Here is a 12,409-nt window from a genome sequence, read left to right on the forward strand (position 1 = left end):
CACGTCTCAGAAGCCTGCCAGCAGGGTCCCCCCGGCTGCGCAGGCCTCCGTGATCGTGGAGCTGATCAGATCGTCACCACTGGCGGCCTGCCAAGTGCTGCCCCACTGCGGAATGCCGTTGATCGAGGTGTCGCGGTAGAGGGTCTGGCCGCAGTCGATTTCCATCACGTAAAGATCGCTGGCAGGCTGGCGTGGCTCGCTGCCATCGGCCTTGCGGGGCTGGTCGGCGGGTGGCGCCGGCTGAAAGCGGCTCAGCACGGTGAGGTTGCCGTTGCGGTTCACCCGCAGGCTCCCGGCATCCCACCACTGTCGGCCGTCATCACTGGCCGGCACTTCATGCCAATCCACCGGTCCGGCCCAGGCTGGTGCGCTGCCGAATGCACTCATGCTGCCCAAGAGCAGCAGCGCGCCCAGCACACAGGCGAGTGCAGAGCCCAGCCGCCGGTGGATGACACTCCCGTTAAAGCCGCTGCCGCTGCTCATGCGGCCACAGCCTTGGTCACGCCGTGCATGCGCAATAGGCTCACCAGGGTGCTGCGCAACTTGGTGCGGGGCACGATGTGATCCACGAAGCCGTGGTCGCGCAGGTATTCCGCGGTTTGGAAGTCGTCGGGGAGCTTCTCGCGCAGGGTTTGTTCGATCACGCGGCGGCCGGCGAAGCCGATCAGCGCCTTGGGCTCCGCCAGGATCAGATCGCCCAGCATCGCGAAACTGGCGGTCACGCCACCGGTGGTGGGGTGGGTGAGCAGGGGCATGTAGAGCAGCTCAGCCTGGCGGTGGCGCTCCAGAGCTCCGGAGATCTTGGCCATCTGCATCAGGGAGAGCATGCCCTCCTGCATGCGGGCGCCGCCGGAGGCGCACACGATCAGCACCGGGTAGCGGCGGGCGGTGGCCTCCTCGATCAGGCGTGCCAGCTTCTCGCCCACCACCGAGCCCATCGAGCCGCCCATGAAGCGGAAATCCATCACACCGAGGGCCAGGGGAAGGCCCTCCACCCGGCAGAGCCCGGTGATCACCCCATCCTTGAGGCCGGTGCTGCGCTGCGTATCACGAATGCGATCGGCATAGCTGCGGCGATCCTTGAAGGCCAGCGGATCGGTGGGGCTTAGATCGCTATCAAGGGGCTCGAAGCTGCCTTCATCAGCAATCAGGCCGATGCGCTCTTCGCTGAAGATGCGGTGGTGGTAACCGCAGCCGCCACACACGCTGGCGTTCGCGGCCAGGTCCTTGCGGTACACCACCAGCCCGCACTCAGGGCATTTGCTCCAGAGGCCGTCGTCCTCGTTGACCTCCTGGGCCACACGCACGGCCGGAGCGGTTTTGCGGCGATCGGCGAACCAGTCGAACAGCGACATCGAGCCAGCGGTGTCCGCAACTACAGGTCAGTCCATTAAAGGGCGCCCCAGCCCAGCCAGAGGCTGAAGCGTTGCAGCCAGAAGCTGTTGCCGGCGCACCACACGGCGAGCCCGGCTCCAGCGAGAAAGGGGCCAAAGGGGAAGGGCTGGCCGCGCTTGAGGCGACCGCTCAACAGGCCGATCACCCCCAACAGGGCACCGCCAAACACCGAGAGCATCACCGTGAGACCCAGCCCGGTCAGGCCCAGCCAGGCGCCGAGCAGGGCCGCCAGCTTCGCGTCACCTAGTCCGAGGGCCGGTTTCCCGAGCAGCTTCTGGGCCAGGGCGCTGGTGGCTTCAAAGCCCAGCAGGCCGGCGCTGGCCGCCAGTAAGTGCCAGAGCAGCAGCTCGCGCCCGGGACCATCACCTTGGCTGAAGCCAGCGATGGCGCTCACCACCAGCCCCAGCACCACTCCCCAGCGGCAGAGGGGCTCCGGCAGCCAGAGCTGATCCAGGTCGATCAGCACCATCGGCAGCAGCAGGCTGATCAGCAGCCAGCCCGCCAGCACAACCAGCCAGGCGGGTGCGCCGGCAAGACTGGATCCGGCTGCGCTCACAGCGGCGGGCGCAGCAGCGGCGGCCACAAACAACCCGGAGCAGAGCAGCTCCACGGCGGGATACTGCACGGCGATGGCCGTTCCGCAGTGGCGGCAGCGGCCCCGCAGCAGCAGCCAGCTCAGAACAGGGATGTTCTCGAACCAGCGCAGGGTGGTGCCGCAGCGGGGGCAATGGCTGCGGGGCCGCACCACCGATTCCTGGCGGGGCAGGCGCCAGGCCACCACATTGAGGAAGCTGCCGATGCAGGCCCCCAGCAGGGCCGCGAGCAGGGCGAGCTCAGGAGACAGGGGAGGCTGCATCAGCCGCGCAGAGGGGAGCGGGAGGAGCGGCTGCGACCACTGCGGCCGCGCACCAGCTCCAGCGGTATGAATTGTTCCTCAGGCAGCAACACCGGCAACTCGAACACCACCCGGCCCTGCTGTGGGCCGATCACCACACCCAGAGGATCCGGATGGGTTGGAGAGCATTCGAGGAAGTGGAAATAGATCCGCCGGGCTGAGGCGATCACCTCGGCACTGTTGATCCGATCCCAGCGTGGTTGCGGCGTGAGCGGTTGCACAGAAGAACCCACCGCCCCCCGAATCACAAAGGATGGGGAGGCCGGTGGGTTGTTGCGCCGGGGTATCCCAGTGCGTTCGGGCTGAGGAGCAACCGAGATGGGTGGACCGTGTCCGCCAGTTGAGCCCCAGCCTAGGTGCAGTGGAGGCTCAGGCCAGGCGCTTCTTTTCCTCGATCATGCGATGAATGATCGGGGTGAGGATCAGCTCCATGGCGAAGCCCATCTTGCCGCCGTTAACCACGATGGAGGTGGGGCTGGACATGAACGAATCGTGGATCATGTCGAGCAGGTAGGTGAAGTCGATCCCCCACTTCTCACGGGCTCCCTTGCGGAAGTGAATGATCACGAACGATTCATCCGGGGTGGGGATGTCGCGGATCATGAAGGGGTTCGAGGTGTCCACGGTGGGGACACGCTGGAAGTTGATGTCGGTCTGGCTGAACTGCGGGCAGATGTGGTTGATGTAATCCGGCATGCGACGCAGGATCGTGTCCACGGTGGCCTCGGCCGAGTAGCCGCGCTCCTTGTTGTCGCGGGCGATCTTCTGGATCCACTCCAGGTTCACGATCGGCACCACGCCCACCAGCAGGTCGGCCAGACCGGCCACGTCGTAGCCGTCACCCTTCACGCCGCCGTGCAGGCCTTCATAGAAGAGCAGGTCGGTGCCGGCAGGGATGGGTTCCCAGGGGGTGAACTGACCAGGCTCAAGGTTCGTGCCGAGACGGGCGTTGTGCTCGGCAGCTTCCTCGACCGAGTGCAAGTAGTAGCGCTTCTCGCCGGTGCCGGTTTCGCCGTAGCTCTTGAACAGTTCGCCGAGCTTGTCGAACAGGTTGGCCTCAGGGCCGAAGTGGCTGAAGTTCTCGCCCTTGGCCATGGCTGAGGCCATGGCTTCCTTCATGGGGCCGCGCTCGTAGCGGTGGTAGCTGTCGCCCTCCACCACGGCCGGAGTGATGCCTTCGCGCTTGAAGATGTGCTCAAAGGCACGCTTCACAGTGCTGGTTCCCGCGCCGGAGGAACCGGTGACCGACACGACCGGGTGACGCTTCGACATGCGCGAGATCAGCAGAACTTGGGGGAGTTTGGCAGGTCGCGGTGCCAGCTCCCCGGAATCGTGATCAGCGCTGGTTCAGCTCAGCCGGCCAGGGCCGCCAGCAGCTGATCGCCCATCGCCTTGCACCCCAACTGGGTGCAGCCTTCGGCCATCAGATCACCGGTGCGGTAACCGCCGGCCAGCACCGTGTCGACGGCTTGCTCCAGGTCGGCGGCGGCGGCGTCCTGGTGGAGGCCCACCCGCAGCATCATTGCGGCGCTGAGCACCATCGCCATCGGGTTGGCCTTGTCCTGGCGGGCGATGTCGGGAGCTGAGCCGTGGATGGGCTCAAACAGGCCCGGGCCGCTGGTGCCCAGGGATGCGGAGGGCAGCATGCCGATCGAGCCGGAGAGCATGGCGGCCTCATCGCTGAGGATGTCGCCGAAGAGATTGCTGGTGAGCAGCACGTCGAACTGACGGGGGTTGCGCACCAGCTGCATCGCAGCGTTGTCCACATACATGTGGCTGAGCTCCACGCCCGGATAGCTGGCGGCGTGCATCGCTTCCACCCGGTCGCGCCAGAGCTGGCTGACATCCAGCACGTTGGCTTTGTCCACACTGCAGAGGCGGCCGCTGCGCTGCTGGGCCAGATCGAAGCCCACCTTGGCGATGCGATCGATCTCATCGTCGAAGTAGGCCATGGTGTTGAAGCCGCGCACGCGGCCTTCTGCCTCGACGCGGCCTTTGGGCGTGCCGAAATACACGCCACCGGTGAGCTCACGCACCACCATCAGATCCACCCCTTCGATCACCTCGCGCTTGAGGGTGGAGGCATCGATCAGGGCGGGGATGATCTTCACCGGCCGCAGGTTGGCGAACAGCCCCATGCCGGCCCGCAGCCCCAGCAGCCCGGTTTCGGGGCGCTTCTCGCGGGGCAGGGTGTCGTATTGGGGGGAGCCGATGGCGGCCAGCAGCACGGCATCGGCGGCCTTGCAGGCCTCTAGGGTGCTGGCAGGCAGGGGTTCGCCGGTGGCGTCAATGGCGGCCCCGCCCATGGGCTGCTCGTCGTAGACGAGCTCAAAGCCGTGCTTGCAGCTGACAGCATCCAGCAGCTGGCGGGCCACAGCCGTGATCTCCGGACCGATGCCGTCGCCGGGGAGCAGGGTGATCCGGTAGCTGGAGGTCATGGTCGCGCTGGTGCTGGGCGCGAGGCTACGCGGCGATGCGTGAGGTGCTCACCCGATCTGGCTCAGGGGGTGCGGCTCTTCTCGAGGCTGCGGATCGCCTTGGCCAGCTCGGGCAGTTTGTTGAAGGCGGCGGAGCAGCGCAGCCAGAGGCGGTTGGGGATGGCGGGGTAGCCGCTCACCACCTCGCCGGCGGCCACTTCGCCATGGATGCCGGATTTGGAGGAGGCGATCGAGCGATCCCCCATCACAGCTTTATTGGCCAGGCCAACCTGGCCGGCCAGGATCACACCATGGCCAAGGCGGGCGCCGCCGGCGATGCCCACCTGGGCTGCCAGGGCGCAACCTTTGCCGGTGGTCACGCCGTGGCCGATGTGCACCAGGTTGTCGATCTTGGTGCCGGCGCCGATGCGGGTTTCGCCCACTGACGGGCGGTCGATCGTGCTGCCGCAGCCCACTTCAACGCCGTCTTCAAGCACTACCAGGCCGGTCTGCGGCATTTTTCGCCAGCCCTGAGCTGTGGGCACGAAGCCGAAGCCCTCGCTGCCCACCACGGCATTGGAATGCACCACGCAGGCGCGGCCCAAGCGTGAGCCGGGATGCAGCACCGCCCCGGCGTGCAGTTCGCAGCCATCGCCGATTTGCACGTCGTCGTAGATCACCACATTGGGGTGGATCGTGCAGCTCGATCCGATCTGCACCTGGGCGCCGATCACCACGTGAGCTCCCACATGGCTTCCCATGCCCACCACGGCATCGGGATCCACCACAGCGCTGGCGTGGATGCCCGGGGGCTTGGGCTTGCGCGGATACAAGACATCCAGCGCTTCTGCGAAGGCCAGGCGAGGATCCCGCAGGGCAATCCAGGCCTGGCTGCGCCCTGTGGCCTGCTGCTGCAGGGCCTCAGCTTCATCGCCCTTGGCCGGCAACAGCACTGCACTCGCACCGCTCGCAGCTAAGGCTGCTGAAAGGGCGTTGCCAGGTTCCAGGAAGCTCAGCTCACCGTGGCCGGATTGATCGAGAGCAGCCGCGCCGCGCAGCTCTGGATCATCCGCCAGGTTGTGGCTCAGGCCCTGGGTGCCGCCTGCGGCCTGCACCTCGCTCAGGTGGCTGAGCAATTGGCTGAAGCGCATGGGAGCCGCTGAAACCTGGAGGTCGGCCGGATCGTAGGTGGATTGGGCTGGGAGCACCGCAAGCCGACTGGGCCATGCAGCCCTGGGATCAGGTGCTGTTGGCGCCGGGTGTGATCACCAGGTGATCGCGGTGCACCACCAGACCGCGCTGGCCTTTGCGCTCCTGGAGCTCGTCACTGTCCATGGCGCAGAGGCCGCGGGCCAGTTCACGGCCATCCAGGCTCAGCAGCCGCACGGCATCGCGTCGGTTGAAGTCGCCCTCCACCTGGTGCACGCCCACCGCCAAGAGCGACGCTCCTTGATCCAGGAGGGCCCGCTCCGCGCCGGCATCGATGGTGATCGAGCCCTTCGGCAGCAAGGCGTGGGCGAGCCAGCCCTTGCGATCGCTCAGGGGTTTTTCGCTGGGGCGGAACAGCGTGCCGCGCGGTTCACCGGCGAGCAGGGCATTGAGTACGGCCGGGTCGCGGCCATCAGCCAACCGCACCTGAATGCCGCTGGCGGTGGCGATGCGGGCGGCTGAGAGCTTGGTGGTCATGCCGCCGGTGCCCCAGCGGCCGCCCCCCTTGGCCACACCGCTCAGTGCTTCCAGTTCAGCCAGGTTGTTCACCGTGGCGATCGGGCGGGCGTCGGCATCGCTACGGGGATCACCGGAGTAGAGGCTGTCGATGTCGGTGAGCAGCACCAGTTCATCGGCCTGCACCGCCACCGCTACCAGGGCCGAGAGGGTGTCGTTGTCGCCGAAGCGCAGTTCGTCGGTGGCGAGGGTGTCGTTCTCGTTGATCACCGGTGTCACCCCCCAGGCCAGCAATTGCTCGAGGGTTCGGCAGGCGTTCTGATAGCGGCGGCGCGAGGCCAGATCGCCGCGAGTGAGCAGCACCTGGGCCACGCAGCGCTGATGGCGGGCGAAGGCCTGGTCGTACAGGGTCATCAACCGCCCTTGGCCCACCGCTGCAGCGGCCTGAAGACCCTCCAGTTCCGTGGGGCGTTCGCTGTGGCCCAGGGCCGTGCAGCCCAGACCTACCGCACCACTGGTCACCATCACCACCGGCTCCCCGCGCTCCCAGAGGCTGCAGAGACTGGCAGCCAGATCGGCGATCACCTCTTCGGTGTCGCGTCCGCCGGCGCCCCGCAGCACGCTGGTGCCCACCTTCACCACCCGCCGCATCGTCATCTCAGCTGAGGGTGGCCCCCGCCAGCCGTGCCAGCTGCACCTCCAGCCGCTGCCAGTGATCGTGGGGGCAGGGCTCACCCTCGGGATTCACCGGCTTCACCAGCACCGTGTAGAGGCCGAGGCGGTTACCCGCCAACACATCGGTGAACACCCGATCGCCCACGATCGCCACCTGGCTGTGGGGCAGATCGAGCTGCTCGATCACGCGCCGCAGCGGCCCGCGCCGTGGTTTGCCCGCACTGGTGGTGTAACTGACCCCCAACTGATCGGCTACCGCGCCGATGCGGCTGCGGGAGGGGTTGTTGCTGAACAGGTGCAGGGGCAGGGTCTGCTGGGCGCGTCGCAACCAGGCCTCCACTGCCGGAGGCAGTTCGCTGCCTCGGCGCGGCAACAGCGTGCGATCCACATCCAGCACCAGGGCACGGATGCCCTGGGCCAGCAGTTGATGCAGCGGCAGCGCAGCCAGGGTGCCGGGGGCCACCAGGTTGGGCTGCAGCAGTTGTGGCAGAGACAGGTTGCTCACGGTGTGCGGCGACCAATCAGCCTTCACCGAGCTCGCGCTCGTCGAGTTCGGCCTCGATGCGGGGCTGGATCCGCTCGAATTCCTCGCCTTCCACCAGTCGCCCTTCACCGTTCTCCATGCGTGCCACCACGAAGAAGGGATCCAGGGGAATGAACAGCCCGTATTCCTCGCCCTCGGCGCGGAACTGGATCAGCATTTCGTAAAGATCGGTTTCCTCGTCCTCGTCGTCGGCATCGATCTCGTCGTCGAGTTCTTCGGGATCGGGCTCTTCCAGTTCACCGCTCACGGTGAGGGTCACAGCCGAGCGCACCAGGGTGAGGTCGTGCTCCTGCAACACCACATCCGCCACCGAGAGAATCGGTTCGGCGCCGCTGAGCTCATCGATCACCTCGTCGTCGCTGTCGTCATCGGCGGCGATCTTCACCAGGCACACCGGGGTATCCACCGGGGTGAGCAGGGCGTAGTCATTGCCGTCGAGCGGGATCAGCTGCTCGAGGAAGCACAGCAACTGACGCCCTTCGCTGTCGCGCACAAGCACGGTGGGGACATCGCCGGCACCGTTGGCGCTGGGACCGTCTGAGCTCATGGGTGGTTCCTTGGTGTCTTCAGGATGCCTGGGCGTCGGCCCCTGAGCCAACGGCAGGGGCCTGCGCGTGCACCGGCGCCGGTTCAGGACCCTCCTGAAGCCACTGCTCCAGCAGCAGTGCTGCTGCGGCGCTGTCGAGGGCGCCGCTGCGGTCGCCGTGGAGGCCGTGGCGCTCAGCGGCGGACCAGCTGCTGGCGTACTCATTCACCAGGGCCAGGGGCAGCTCCAGGTGACGCGCCAACCGTTCGCCGTAGCGGCGGCAGTGCTCGGCCTGCTCGGTGGGCTGTTGCTGTGCATCCAGGGGCAGGCCAACCACCAGCGCGGTGATCCGCCGCTTGCTCACCAGCAGGCGCAGCTGTTCCAGGTCGGCGGGATAGCGGCCGCGCCGCAATGCCGGCAGGGGCGTCACGGTGAGGCCGAGCGGGTCACAGCCGGCCAGGCCGATGCGTTTACGGCCCACATCCAGGGCCAGCACAGAGCGAGGTGCCGGGCGGTTCAAGGCCGGCCCAGGGGGGTCGGGATCGGGCGCTGCCCGGGTTGCAGCCGGCCGAGCATCGATTCGAGCCGTTGGGCCATCTGAGTGCTGTGCTGGGGCGCGTGACGCCGCCACACGCTCCGTGCCATCACCACCTCTTCACCCTCGGGTGCCATGCCGAGGCTCTGCAGCCAGGTGCTGCGCTCGCTGTCGAGTACGTCGCTGCGCACCAGCAGGTTGTCTGCGCCGGCGGCGCTGTGCTCCAGCAGCAGCTGCAGCGGCTCACCCAGCAGGTGCTGCCAGCCGGGATGCACGCTCAGTTCGAGTTCAGGCAGTCCCCGGTTGCCGGGGCGAAGCCGCCGGGCGCCTGCCACGGCCTGCTGGCGGGTGCAGTCGAACAGCATCAGACTCGGCTGCTCGCTTTGATCGAGCAGATCGTCGACGCGTCGATCCAGCAGTTGGCGCAGCTGCGCCGGCAGCGCGGCCTGCTCGAGCTGCCACATGGCCAAAGCCGTGCGGCGGTTGAGGGCCCTGAGCTGCAGGTCATGCGGTAGAGCGCGTTGCTCCGGCTCCGATGGGGGTTCCCAGCGCCAGAGGGTTTCACGGCGCAGGGGCTGGAAGCCTTGTTGGCGCAGCAGGGCTAATCGGTCGCTGTCGGTGGTGGCGGCCGTGGCGATCCAACTGGCGGCGCCACGGCTGCGTTGGATCGCTTCACGGATCAGCGCCGCTTCGATGGCCATGCGGCCCGCCTCTCCGGCCGCCAGGCTCGCTTCGCTGCTGCGTAACTGCAGCAGCTGCCAGCAACTGCCGCTGCGGTTCAGCCGTTGGCTGAGGAGCAGGCCCAGGGGGTGCTGGGGCTCCCGGTAGGCCAGCAGTACATCGGGCACCAGCGGGGGTCTGGCGGTGAGGCTGTTCAGGAGCCGTTCAGGGCCCTGCAGCAGCACCGCGCGCTGCAGCAGGGGCAGGAGGTCGGCGAAGAAGGGGTCCTGCAACAGCGGCAGGTGCCAACCGCGCAGGGGAACAATGTGCAGGCACGGGGCCTGAGCGGGTCGCTGGGCTGGTGCAGCTGAAGACACGGCGCTCGGCCTGATAGGCCATGAGCCCATGTTATGGGCGCACCAGCACCAGGGGAGTGCGCTCATTGGCATTGCCTGCCGGGTTGGGCTTCAACGCCCGCATCAGCAGTGCCTCGTCGCAGCCGGGGCTGGAGGCCAGCACCTTCACCCGGCCCAGATCATTCACATCCACCACCGCCACGGCCACACCGAGGTCGGCAGCCAGCTGCCGGCACACCGCCGTGCTGTCGGCTGGGCCCAGCACGATCGTCTGGTCGTAGGGCGGTGTGGTGCCGGTCACGTCGTCGATCAGGCGGGCCTGCTCACCGGCCAGGCGGTAGAACCAGCCCTTCGATCCCACCAGTTTCAAGGCGGTGCCCAGCAGCCAGGCGCAAAGCACCCGCGCCGGGCCAACGTTGTCGATCAGGGTTTGCAGGCCGCAGGCGGTGGCCAGGGAGCTGGTCGGGTGGAACACCCGGCACAGCAGCCGAGCCAGTGAGGAGGGCTGCAGGTTGGCGGGGTGGTTGTAGCGCCCCTGCATCACCGCCAGGGGGGTTTCGCCGATGGTGAGCACGTCGTCGGGCTGTAGCACTGCTCCTGCGTAATGGCGCAGGACTTCGGCGGGATCGTCGAGCGTGCCGAGCAAATGGGTGCGGATTGGCAACACCGAGCAGCGATCACCGCTGCGCCAATGGGCGGTGTCGGGTTGGGCCGCCGCCGGACGGCGCAGGGGGATCAGCACGCCATCGCGCTTCTGCAGTCGCCCGAAGGGCCCGTAATGGGTCCAGAGAATCTCCAGCCAGAGGGTGTCCACCAGCTTGCGCAGATCGGTGCCAGCCGGCGCGTTGATGCTGATGCGCACCTCGGCTTGGGTGCTCTTGTGCCCCTTCACGATGTAAGCGAACCAGTAGCCATCCGCCCTGGCTTCTTCATCGGGATGTTGGGGGGTGAGCGTTGTGCTCAGCTCGAGGCTGTGCAGATCGCCACGGCCCAGCAGGGTGGGGCGGAGTTCGATCTCCGGTACGAACACCTCCATGCGGGCATGGGGGTTGGTGATCGTGATTGTTCCCTTCACCTCAAGGGTCTCGTCGCCCCTGCGCTTCACGCTCCAATGGCCGCTGCTCAGGCGCAAGGGAGAGGCGGGCCGCAGCCGGTGGCGCGCCTCCAGCCAGAGCAGGGCGAGCCCGAAGACCAGGGCCGCAATCAACAACACAGCGAGCAAAGGGTGCAAAGCCGGCGCTTTGAGTTCTGCGGGAGCGTAGGGCTTGCAGTCGAAAAAGCCGCTTAGCGTGCGTGCATCTCGATCAGAGGGCTGTGATGCGCAAGACCTTCGTTCTCGATACGAATGTGTTGCTCCACGACCCTCAGGCGCTCACCCGCTTTGAAGACAACGCGGTGGTGATCCCGATCGAAGTGGTGGAGGAGATCGACGGCTTCAAGCGCGATCCCTCCGAAAAAGGACGCAACGCCCGTCAAATTTCCCGCCTGCTCGACGCCCTGCGCGAGAAGGGCAACCTGGCCGATGGCGTACCGATTGATGACGGCAGTGGCGGCACGCTCCAGGTGGTGTTCTGCCGCAGCGAAACGCTGGCTCAGCTGCCGCCGGAGCTCAAGGGTGGTAATGGCGATAACAACATCCTGGCGGTGGCGCTGGAGCAACTGCGCTCGGGTCTGATCAGCGATCAGCCGCCGGTGGTGCTGGTCACCAAGGACACCAACCTGCGCATCAAAGCCGATGCCGTGGGCCTCACCGCTCAGGACTACACCACCGACAAGGTCGACATCGCCGACCTTTACCCCGGTGTGTGCGAGCTGATGGCCAGTGCCACAGCGATGGAGCAGCTCAAGAGCGAGGGTGGCCTGGCTCTGGCGGCGCTGCCCGCCGCTGATGCTGTGGCGCTCCAGGCCAATGAGGGAGTGACGCTGGTGGATCAGGCCCAGCCCAACCACACGCTCCTGGCCCGCTTCGATGCAGCCAGCCGGCGTCTGCTGCCACTCCAGCGCGCCGGCAAGGTGCGGCTTGGCAAGGTGAGTGCCCGCAACCGTGAGCAAACCTTCGCCCTCGATCTGCTGCTGGATCCTGCGGTGCAGCTGCTCACCTTGGTGGGTAAAGCCGGTACCGGCAAAACATTGCTTGCTTTAGCGGCGGGCCTGCATCAGGTGGCCGATGAACATCTCTACGAGCGCCTGCTGGTGACACGGCCGGTGATCTCCCTGGGTAAGGAGATCGGCTTCCTGCCCGGGAGCCTCGAGGAAAAGATGGGCCCCTGGATGCAGCCGATCATCGACAACCTCGACTTCCTGCTGGGCGGCGCCGATGCTGATGAGGGGCGCGGGGCTGCACGCGGCGGATCTGCCGCAGGCCGCCCCGGTGCCCAGCGCGGCAACCGCAGCAACTGGACCGACCTCAAGGGCATGGGACTGCTGGAGGTGGAAGCAATCAGCTACATCCGTGGCCGCTCGATCCCTCGGCAATTCATGGTGGTGGATGAGGCACAGAACCTCACCCCCCACGAGGTGAAGACCATCGTGACCCGCGTGGGCGAGGGCACCAAGATCGTGTTCACCGGCGACCCGTATCAGATCGACAACCCCTATGTGGATGCTGAAAGCAACGGTCTCACCTGGCTGGTGGAGCGCTTTAAAGGCCAGCAACTGGCCGGCCATGTGACCTTGATCCGCGGTGAACGCAGCGAACTGGCTGAACTGGCGGCGAACCTGCTGTAGCGGCGATTCGCACC

At 66.9% G+C, this 12,409-nt stretch carries 14 protein-coding genes; 1 reads left to right on the forward strand and 13 read right to left on the reverse strand.

Annotated elements, in window-relative coordinates:
* Window positions 1-6: 6 nt before the first annotated feature.
* From H9532_RS04675 to H9532_RS04735, 13 genes are all read right to left on the reverse strand, one after another.
* Window positions 7-483, reverse strand: coding sequence for a hypothetical protein (locus H9532_RS04675; RefSeq protein ID WP_296366080.1), 477 nt, complete (start codon window positions 481-483; stop codon window positions 7-9).
* A complete protein-coding gene (accD, locus tag H9532_RS04680) occupies window positions 480-1,355 on the reverse strand; it encodes an acetyl-CoA carboxylase, carboxyltransferase subunit beta (protein WP_296366081.1) in 876 nt (291 codons plus the stop codon). Before accD ends, H9532_RS04675 begins: the two co-directional genes overlap by 4 nt.
* A gap of 35 nt (window positions 1,356-1,390) precedes the next feature.
* A complete protein-coding gene (locus H9532_RS04685; protein WP_296366082.1) occupies window positions 1,391-2,251 on the reverse strand; it encodes an A24 family peptidase in 861 nt (286 codons plus the stop codon).
* Window positions 2,251-2,523 (reverse strand): hypothetical protein, encoded by a 273-nt coding sequence (locus tag H9532_RS04690; RefSeq protein ID WP_366664518.1) that lies wholly within the window; start codon window positions 2,521-2,523, stop codon window positions 2,251-2,253. The genes H9532_RS04685 and H9532_RS04690 overlap by 1 nt, the downstream gene beginning before the upstream one ends.
* Window positions 2,524-2,659: 136 nt before the next feature.
* Entirely contained in the window at window positions 2,660-3,562 is a 903-nt protein-coding gene (locus H9532_RS04695) for a phosphoribulokinase (protein ID WP_296366084.1), read from the reverse strand.
* Between the two features lie 80 nt (window positions 3,563-3,642).
* Window positions 3,643-4,728: a 3-isopropylmalate dehydrogenase gene (gene leuB / locus H9532_RS04700; protein ID WP_296366085.1), complete on the reverse strand. Its 1,086-nt coding sequence runs from the start codon at window positions 4,726-4,728 to the stop codon at window positions 3,643-3,645.
* Between the two features lie 62 nt (window positions 4,729-4,790).
* Window positions 4,791-5,858 (reverse strand): UDP-3-O-(3-hydroxymyristoyl)glucosamine N-acyltransferase, encoded by a 1,068-nt coding sequence (gene lpxD / locus H9532_RS04705; protein WP_296366086.1) that lies wholly within the window; start codon window positions 5,856-5,858, stop codon window positions 4,791-4,793.
* An 88-nt stretch (window positions 5,859-5,946) separates the two neighbouring features.
* Entirely contained in the window at window positions 5,947-7,029 is a 1,083-nt protein-coding gene (gene proB, locus H9532_RS04710) for a glutamate 5-kinase (protein ID WP_296366087.1), read from the reverse strand.
* 1 nt (window position 7,030) lies between these two features.
* Window positions 7,031-7,552, reverse strand: coding sequence for a YqeG family HAD IIIA-type phosphatase (locus H9532_RS04715; RefSeq protein ID WP_296366088.1), 522 nt, complete (start codon window positions 7,550-7,552; stop codon window positions 7,031-7,033).
* A gap of 16 nt (window positions 7,553-7,568) precedes the next feature.
* Window positions 7,569-8,138: a DUF3727 domain-containing protein gene (locus H9532_RS04720; protein ID WP_296366089.1), complete on the reverse strand. Its 570-nt coding sequence runs from the start codon at window positions 8,136-8,138 to the stop codon at window positions 7,569-7,571.
* 19 nt (window positions 8,139-8,157) lie between these two features.
* The gene (gene ruvX / locus H9532_RS04725; protein ID WP_296366090.1) at window positions 8,158-8,637 is read right to left on the reverse strand and encodes a Holliday junction resolvase RuvX; all 480 of its coding nucleotides are present in this window, start codon (window positions 8,635-8,637) and stop codon (window positions 8,158-8,160) included.
* Window positions 8,634-9,689, reverse strand: coding sequence for a hypothetical protein (locus H9532_RS04730; protein ID WP_296366091.1), 1,056 nt, complete (start codon window positions 9,687-9,689; stop codon window positions 8,634-8,636). Before H9532_RS04730 ends, ruvX begins: the two co-directional genes overlap by 4 nt.
* Before the next feature lie 31 nt (window positions 9,690-9,720).
* Window positions 9,721-10,899 carry a F420-0:Gamma-glutamyl ligase gene (locus tag H9532_RS04735; RefSeq protein ID WP_296366092.1) on the reverse strand — a complete coding sequence of 393 codons (1,179 nt, stop codon included), beginning with the start codon at window positions 10,897-10,899 and terminating at the stop codon, window positions 9,721-9,723.
* Window positions 10,900-10,985: 86 nt separating this feature from the next.
* Here H9532_RS04735 and H9532_RS04740 point away from each other — a divergent pair, with 86 nt between their 5' ends.
* The gene (locus tag H9532_RS04740; protein ID WP_296366093.1) at window positions 10,986-12,395 is read left to right on the forward strand and encodes a PhoH family protein; all 1,410 of its coding nucleotides are present in this window, start codon (window positions 10,986-10,988) and stop codon (window positions 12,393-12,395) included.
* Window positions 12,396-12,409: the final 14 nt, after the last annotated feature.

Origin of the sequence: Vulcanococcus sp. Clear-D1, assembly GCF_014654725.1 — a bacterium.
Lineage (GTDB): Bacteria > Cyanobacteriota > Cyanobacteriia > PCC-6307 > Cyanobiaceae > Vulcanococcus.

Excerpts from the sequence above, each read along its gene's own strand:
- H9532_RS04685 (WP_296366082.1), bottom strand. The coding sequence starts at position 2,251 with ATGCAGCCTCCCCTGTCTCCTGAGCTCGCCCTGCTCGCGGCCCTGCTG.
- leuB (WP_296366085.1), bottom strand. The coding sequence starts at position 4,728 with ATGACCTCCAGCTACCGGATCACCCTGCTCCCCGGCGACGGCATCGGT.
- H9532_RS04675 (WP_296366080.1), bottom strand. The coding sequence starts at position 483 with ATGAGCAGCGGCAGCGGCTTTAACGGGAGTGTCATCCACCGGCGGCTG.
- H9532_RS04695 (WP_296366084.1), bottom strand. The coding sequence starts at position 3,562 with ATGTCGAAGCGTCACCCGGTCGTGTCGGTCACCGGTTCCTCCGGCGCG.
- accD (WP_296366081.1), bottom strand. The coding sequence starts at position 1,355 with ATGTCGCTGTTCGACTGGTTCGCCGATCGCCGCAAAACCGCTCCGGCC.
- proB (WP_296366087.1), bottom strand. The coding sequence starts at position 7,029 with ATGACGATGCGGCGGGTGGTGAAGGTGGGCACCAGCGTGCTGCGGGGC.
- H9532_RS04740 (WP_296366093.1), top strand. The coding sequence starts at position 10,986 with ATGCGCAAGACCTTCGTTCTCGATACGAATGTGTTGCTCCACGACCCT.
- lpxD (WP_296366086.1), bottom strand. The coding sequence starts at position 5,858 with ATGCGCTTCAGCCAATTGCTCAGCCACCTGAGCGAGGTGCAGGCCGCA.
- H9532_RS04720 (WP_296366089.1), bottom strand. The coding sequence starts at position 8,138 with ATGAGCTCAGACGGTCCCAGCGCCAACGGTGCCGGCGATGTCCCCACC.